The organism is Anabaena sp. 4-3 (genome assembly GCF_001597745.1).
Taxonomy (GTDB): domain Bacteria; phylum Cyanobacteriota; class Cyanobacteriia; order Cyanobacteriales; family Nostocaceae; genus Trichormus.
The window spans coordinates 216,154-224,135 of record NZ_LUHJ01000013.1 but is presented as its reverse complement, the minus strand read 5'-3'; the positions used below and the strand labels follow the sequence as shown (position 1 = coordinate 224,135).

Below are 7,982 nucleotides of genomic sequence, written 5' to 3'. Positions count from 1 at the left end.
AGTTGAGGTTCGTAGTAAGCGGCTCTAGCCCTGAGAAATGTTGAGGGCTGAAGCCCTCACTACAAACAAAAAACATCACTGCGATGGAATCGTAAGTTGAGGTTCGTAGTAAGCGGCTCTAGCCCTGAGAAATGTTGAGGGCTGAAGCCCTCACTACAAACATTACAAACATTAGGAATCATCCCAATCTTTGCCATAATCTCGCACTGGATATTTAACCCAACAATCGCGTAACCATTCTCGGCCATAAACTTGTAAATACCAGTGAACACTACTTTCAACCCAGTCATAAGGAGATGTTACTAAACCATGTTTGACTGGGTTGTAATGAATATAGTTAAGAGTTGTGTAGTAATGTCTTTCAGTGCGAATTGCGCGATCGCTCCAAGAATACCAAACTTTTCGCTTAGTTATATTATCCTCAATATTCCATTGGCGTGAAGTCAAACCATGTATCTTACGAAATAACTCACTTAAGACATCAAAATTTACAACCTGAAGCAATAAATGATAATGATTAGGTAAAACAACCCAAGCAGAAATCGTGATGTTCGTAGTAAGTGCTTCAGCACTGTCTTCTTCACCTCCACTCTCACCAAATCTATCAAATATCATCTTTAGCAATTGCTGACGACGAGATTGACAGTGCATATAACACTTATGTTCATAACAAGCCGCAGTCAACAAATAAAGTCTTCTATCTTTTATAGGATGTGGCGGTGCATGAGGAGGATAACCACGACTCAAGCGTTGTTCAACTAATTCTGCTTTTTGTCGTGGTGTAAGCTTACCATATTCATACATATATTTTTAAAGCACTGAAGTCTTGAAAAATTTTGTTCGTAGTGTTCGCGTAGCGTCTCGCAGAGAGGACTTTAGTCCTCATAATGAAAACAGCACTCTTCGTGCTTACTACGAACCTAACCCCACAACCTTTTTATAAAACTCTTCCAACCCAGAGACACAAACTTGATCATCAAATAATCTGTCGTGATTTTGACTCATTCGTTCTGAAATATCGCGTCGCCAAGCTGCATCTTGTGCTAATTTGACAGCAATTTCAATGTATTCCACTTCATTTTTAGCAATAGTATCTGTCACTCCCAACATTTTTAAGAAACTATCAGAATGACGACCCCGCATAAATTCCCCTGGACAAGTTACCACGGGGAGATTACAAGCGATCGCTTCTAAGGTAGTATTACCACCAGACCAAGTAAAAGTATCTAGATACACATCTGACAGTAAGTTAATCATCAGATAGTCGAGCCGTTCTGGAATATTTAAAAATACACAATAATCTTGAAATTCCAGCCCCACAGCCGCAAAAGCTCGCTGTAGGCGTTCTTGAAGCAGCGTACCACGCAAAAAGATAAATTTAGCTTGCGGTACACGAGCCGCTATTTCTGCAAAAATAAAATCATATTGTGGTAAATATTTAAACGGTGCTTGACAGCATAAATAAAGAACAGCATCATCTGACAAGCCAAAATCGGTGCGACTTTTAACCACTGGTGGAATGTAGGGTTTTGGGTAAGAAACACCAATATTAGGTAAGCGAATTAATTTTTCTGCATAATGTTCTTCAGCATTGTCTGCTTCCATTAATTCGCTAGATAAAAAGTAATCAATTGTCGGTAAACCAGTTGTTACCGGATGTCCCCAAGCAACACATTGCACTGGCGCAAGTCGTAAAGCTGCCATCAGCATAGTGTGGGGATTCATGCCGATTTCTGGATACACTAAAATGTGTAAATTATCAGAAATTATTTGTTCACAAGCAGCAGACAAATTGAGAGGAATGTGATAGAAGAAATCACTATATTCCCTAAATTTTTCTGTCACTGCATCTGGTTCATTACCTGTGTAATAACAGTAGATTTCAAAATTGTGGCGTTCGCAGTATTTTAACCAACCAGTTAACCACAGTGTACCACTATAAGAATGTAGATAATGGGAAGCGTAGCCAATACGAATTTTTTGATCAGGTTGGACTTTTGGCATAGATAAAGGTACAACCCATTGGGGAAAGTTAGCTGCCATAATCTCATGTATTAACTTTCCGTATTGACGTTGTAAATCTCTATCATTTTGTGCCTGATAAGATAGGTAGAAGTTTGTCAGCCTACTAATACCTGTTAAAGCATTCTGTTTTTCTGCAATGGTGTTGAGAGATGTTTCTTGAATTAAATTTTGCAACCCTTGACTATAGCGTTGGCGATAAATTCCTATCTCTTCTTGAGTGTTATAAATAGTCGGAACTGTGAGATATTTCAGAATTTTAAACGTATAATCATCAGGTAAACATTGACAAGCCTTCTCAGCACAGTTAATTGCTGCCTGAGTACGCCCATTGCGCCGCAAGTCAATAATTAATGTAAAGTGTAGCCTACCATCTGTAGGGTAATTTTCAATTCCTTGCTCTAGAGTTTGAAAATACTCATCTAGTAGGTTTAACTGTCTGTAACACTGGCTTAAATTCCAGTAAATATCTGCACTATCTTGGTGTAATTTTATCACTTGTTGATATGCAGCGATCGCTTCTTGCCATCTGCCCTCACTATATAGTTTTTGGCTCAAGTTAAAAAAAAACTTTTCTTCTTGCGCCTGGTTCAAACTTTCTAGTGTGTAGCTTGACAAGGTTTCTGCTTTAACTTGAATGAGTGCTTGTTGATTTTCATGTTCCAAACAAATTCGGCCATGAATACGAGGTAGTAAAGCTTTCCACTGGATATCAGCCAAATTTACCACCAGAGAAATTTCTAAGCCATCAGTAATATCTAAATCTTCTTCCATCAGAAGAGTCATGGTGACACTAGACAGCAATAGTTCAGCATCTTCCCCAGAAATATTAGTAGTATCAATTAGTAAAGTAGTCTTGCAACTATCAGGAGAAGTTGCTAGTGTCCTAATTACTTGTGCTAACTCTAAACTGATTGACTCTTCCGATGCTGACCAATCAGGGAAGATAATGAAATTAACCTGTTTTAGATTTAATGATAGAAGAGTAGCATCAATTAAAGCAGAACTGACAATATCTGCCATTTTCGACCAAGAAAACTTTTGTGCTTGGGCTAAACCCGCAGTAATTAATGATTGACGAAGACTAGGTTTTTGTACATCACAAAGCGCATTTGCTAAACCATCTACATCATCGTCATTAATATATATTGCAGCTTCTCCTGCCACTTCTGGAATTGAAGCATTAGGACAAGTAATCACCGGACAACCACAAGCCATCGCTTCAATTATCGGCATTCCAAAACCTTCATATTTAGAAGGATAAACTAAAGCTATAGCACCAGAATAAGCTATTGCTAACTCTTCATCACTGAGTTGTAACATATAGACAGCACTACCTGAAGTATGTTCTCTAAATTCAGGTGCTAATATACCGCCGCTACCCGTGCAAATAATATCAAATCCATAGCTACTAGCAAGTTGCGAAAAAGCCTGGAAGAATAAAATACTGTTCTTATAACCAGCCCCACCACCAACTAATAAGAAGTAAGGTTTACTAATGCCATATTTAGTTTTAAAAATATTAATGTCTTCAAACTTTGCAGGTGCAAAAGTAGCATCAACTCCACAATGAGCTACAGTAATAGCATCTATCGATATATCTGGAAAACAGCCTACAAGGTCACGCGCTGTATGTGCGGAAATTGCTATATATGAAGAAGCGTGCTGAATACCTTGATGCTTTTCTCTCCACATGGGATTATTCATATCCCACCCCATTATTTCTGGAATCATGTCATAAGCCATGAATACAGAAGGTGTTGTAATTGATGTTGTGTAGTATGAAGAAATAAATAAGTCTGCTCCTACTTCATCGCATATTTGTTGAAGCATCTGTTTATCAGCTTCTGCATTGTTATAGTCGTAAGGGGGAATAGTACGATAGCAAATACCATTAAATTTAGGTGCTGTGTTACCTCGATCTAAGACTAAGATATGATTAGCAAAGCCAGTCTTTGCCCATTGTTGCAGCAGACTTCGCCAAACTCTAGCAATTCCTGTTTGATATAGTTGGAAAAATACAGCATCAATTATAATAATTGGCTTGACTAAATTTAAATTTTCTATATTAACTTGATTTGTTTCCAGTGTTGGGATTGAATGATTCATTGAATTTAATATTCTGTTTAATTCATTTATTTTTCTTTGTTGTTCAATTAATCTGTAGTCTACATAAAAATCTAAAACATTAACAGGGAATAAAAAATGTTTTGCCAAATCGCTTGACTCTTCTGCTATGTAATAATCATTAATTCCATCAAAAAAAACGTGCTGATAACCTTGAGATTGTAATAATACAGGAATATTATTGTCAACGCGAATATTAGTATTTGGTATAGTCGTTTCTATGACTAATACTGTTGGTCTAAACTTTTCCCAATTAGCACCTAAAATAACTTGTTCTTCTAATCCTTCAACATCAATTTTGATAAAATCAATCTTTTTGTTGACATATTCTTTGCATACTGCTTCTAAAGTCTTGACAGCAACCGTATATTGAGAAACTTCTAAACCTTTTTCTTTGGCAATTGCATAAGCTATTGCCTTATTTAAAGTAGAGTTTCCTGGCTGTCCTACTAATTGAAAAAACTCTAATGTTTCTTCTGAATTACTTATGGCAATATTCAGGTTAATATCTCTTGAGCGTTCTTTTTGAAATAAATTATAGTATTCTTGTATTGGCTCAATATTTATTCCTGACCATCCACGATCATAAAAAGCTTTGGTTACTGAATCAACAGTTGGATGTAATGCTCCTACATCAATATAGAAACCTTGCAATTTATTTTTAAATATTCTATTTAGTAAAACATCCTCAAAATTTTGGGCATAGGAAATAAACTGTTTCATAATTAATCTCTACGTTTATTTTTAGTAACAATCTTTTTTTAGTTATTTTTCAAATTTAAAAATCATTTTTGTCAATTTTTATTCTTGTCTAATTTAAATCAGTCAATTGTGGCACCCTAATAACAACCTTTTGGTCACTTCTCTCTGAGAAAATATAAATATTTATGTAAATTTATTTCGATTGGCACTTATTATGTCTAAATCTGAACCAAGATAGTTTGATATTGAGCTAAATCTATCTACTGGTGAGCTAGCGATCGCTCTGACTCTCCCCCATTCTTTTCTTCACATCCGCAAACACAGTCTTATAATCCTGTCGTTCAGGATGCAATTTAACCAACCTCTCCATAAGTTCCATTGCTCCTTGAGTATCTCCTAACTTTAACCGCATAATAGCCAATTTCTCCAACGCGCTTTGATTATCTGGTTCTCGCTGTAAAACTAATTCGTAACCCTTGGCTTGTTGTTGCAAGGAAGACTCAGCCGATGTAGTTGTATTTACTGACGCAGGACTCTGGATAGCGCGTTGTATAGCTGGAATGGCTGCAAATGCTGTTGAACCCACGAAAGAAACAATCGAAACTATTGTTAAAATTCGTTTCTTCCGTTCAATCTGCCTTTTACGGACAACAAAATAGTCTTCACCTGAACTAGCCATATTTTTATCTGGGTTGTGGTAAATACTTAGTTACAACAAGCTTCTAGTTAAGAGATTACCCATTACTTCACAGAAACTAACACCTAAACCAAAAATTTTTTATGCTGCTATCAGACTCAACATCAAGATATGTTAACTATGCACCAACTACCACATCTAAACCAGCACTTCACAATAGCTGTAATCAAACACTTAAGCAAAAGTAACAATATACGTAAGTATCTACCATTTGAGGATCAGTAGGGAATAAGGAGATCGCCGACTGCTATATGTCTGCTTAATCTCTAGAGAAAGATTAAAAATATATTAAGATTTACGATAACTTGATTTAATTCTAGAGGTTTGCGTTATTGTAGATAAGGTTTGAACCTACAGAGTAAAAATTCCCTAACTGTAGTTTAAAAATCTTCAATCAGCCGTTAATTTATGGCATTTTTAGCAATTGCACAGATTCCGGTAAATATAAACCATAAGTTTTTAGGATTTCTCCCACGGTGCTGTTACTGCAACCTTGAGGGGGACTGTTTTCTAAGTTGAGCAATCACCATGTATACTTGGTGAGATTTGAGTTTTGTGGAGTAATTACCGTACAGAACCGAATTTGGTCGCAACTTAATAGAGTTTGTTATGGTATATTGAAAAAGTTAAGACTCGCTTTGCCAAATACACACTCTACGCATTGTTGACAGTTGCAAAACGGAAAGCAGTTTTGATTAAGCATTTACCCAATAAAATTTTGAATTGAATCGAGGTTATGACTCAGCAAGTAATTCACCCAATGGTGAAATTGCAGCGTAATGTGCAATCACTCGTAGAATCGAATATTATCAAGCCGACTGATAGCATTTGGAAGATTGCGCTGCTTTATGGCAATGATTGGCAGCACTGGAAACAGGAACTGCTAGATTTTGGTTTCAGTATGCAAGATCCAGTTAGCGAATTGCTAGACGTGGAAGCTTGGGATGAAGATTAGGGACTGGGGAGATGAGGGAGAATTATTAATGCCCCAATCCCCAATCCCCAGTCCCCAATCACCATTGCCTTGTTTGACAAGCTGCTAAGGCGGCGGCTAATTCCTTTGCTGACTGGAAGCGATCGCGCGGTACTGGTTCTGTCACTTTCTCAATAATCTCCCGCAACTGTGGTGTCAAAGTCGGAATTTTGCTGACATCGAAGCGGAAACCTCGCCCTTTTTGGCGATAAAACTTAAAAGGGTTTTCTCCAGTGATCAGAAAAATTAAGGTGGGGCCGATCGCATATAAATCAGATTGTGTTAAAGGTTGTCCTCGTTCCTGTTCCGGCGCACAATAACCTTCAGCACCAATGCGCGTCCCCGGCGTTGTGCCAATTTCCTTCACCGCGCCAAAATCCAGCACCACTATTTGATTATTCCCATTCCGCACCATTAAGTTGGCGGGTTTAATATCACGGTGAATTAGTGGCGGTTCTTGGCTATGCAGATAGTCGAGAATATCGCAGGTTTGAATCATCCAGGCGATCGCTTGCTGGGGTGTCACAGGGCCATTAGTATAGATGCGTTTTTCCAAATCCTGCCCATGCACTAACTCCATTGCCAAGTATTTCTTACCACCTTCCACAAAAAAATCATAATACTTAGGAATTCCTGGATGATTCAGGGATTTGAGAGTATTCGCCTCTCGCTCAAACAACTCCTGAGCCTTGGCAATTTTCGCCATATCAGCATTCATTTGCTTCAACACCAATAATTGCGGCTGTCTAGCAATCAACCCGGCAGCATCCCAAGCTAGATAGGTAGTACCCATCCCTCCCTGTCCCAAAGTCCGCAAAACTTGGTAATAGCGAATCGTCTGCTGTACCGTAAGCGGTTGTCCGCAGTGGATACAAAATAGATTTCCCGGAGAATTACCTTCATGGGTGCAACTGGGCGCAGAATTGGATCTTTGTGAGGTGACTGGTACAATCATATTTTCCGACGTACCGCCCACCGTAGGCGATCGCGAATTATCTGGTGCTGTCGCCTCCTGAATTTGAAATTGTAAAATTGGCCCTCCCTGTGCTAATTGCAACAGAGAATTATCCGGCAAAGAACTCTGAATTACCAGCACACCATTGAGAAAAGTGCCGTTCGTACCTTTACTAAACACCTGCCACGCCGCACCATTCTTAGCAGAACTTACTTGCCGAATTTCCAGATGATGGCGGGAAACCAAAGTATCAGTTAACACAACATGATTATCCGCAGCGCGACCAATCCGAATCACTGCGGAATTTTCAAAGCACCACTGTTTCAGGGGTGTTTTTTGTTGCGGTTCTAACAAGGTCAGAGTAACCACAATACAACCTGGATAATAATTAGGGATTAGGGCATGGGGGAGGTAGCCACGTCGGCGGGTTTCCTGACTTGAGCGGACTGCCGTCATGGGGCATAGGCCATCAAACAACTCAAAAGTCAATAATTCTGGCTAAAAAT

At 38.5% G+C, this 7,982-nt stretch carries 5 protein-coding genes; 1 reads left to right on the top strand and 4 read right to left on the bottom strand.

All coding sequences use genetic code 11. The features are described 5' to 3' along the window. Nucleotides 1–171: 171 nt before the first annotated feature. The 3 genes from A3775_RS03120 to A3775_RS03105 all read right to left on the bottom strand — a co-directional run bounded on the left by A3775_RS03120 (nt 172) and on the right by A3775_RS03105 (nt 5,530). Nucleotides 172–804 (bottom strand): transposase, encoded by a 633-nt coding sequence (locus A3775_RS03120; RefSeq protein WP_066381661.1) that lies wholly within the window; start codon nt 802–804, stop codon nt 172–174. A gap of 108 nt (nt 805–912) precedes the next feature. After that, complete coding sequence (locus A3775_RS24880; RefSeq protein ID WP_231866929.1) at nt 913–4,872, bottom strand: FkbM family methyltransferase; 3,960 nt, start codon at nt 4,870–4,872, stop codon at nt 913–915. A 250-nt stretch (nt 4,873–5,122) separates the two neighbouring features. After that, a complete protein-coding gene (locus A3775_RS03105; RefSeq protein ID WP_066381660.1) occupies nt 5,123–5,530 on the bottom strand; it encodes a tetratricopeptide repeat protein in 408 nt (135 codons plus the stop codon). A 754-nt stretch (nt 5,531–6,284) separates the two neighbouring features. Here A3775_RS03105 and A3775_RS03100 point away from each other — a divergent pair. Next, the gene (locus A3775_RS03100; protein WP_066381657.1) at nt 6,285–6,503 is read left to right on the top strand and encodes a DUF4327 family protein; all 219 of its coding nucleotides are present in this window, start codon (nt 6,285–6,287) and stop codon (nt 6,501–6,503) included. A gap of 58 nt (nt 6,504–6,561) precedes the next feature. Here A3775_RS03100 and A3775_RS03095 read toward each other — a convergent pair whose 3' ends face one another. Then, a complete protein-coding gene (locus A3775_RS03095; RefSeq protein ID WP_066381768.1) occupies nt 6,562–7,845 on the bottom strand; it encodes an FHA domain-containing serine/threonine-protein kinase in 1,284 nt (427 codons plus the stop codon). Between the last annotated feature and the right edge of the window lie 137 nt (nt 7,846–7,982).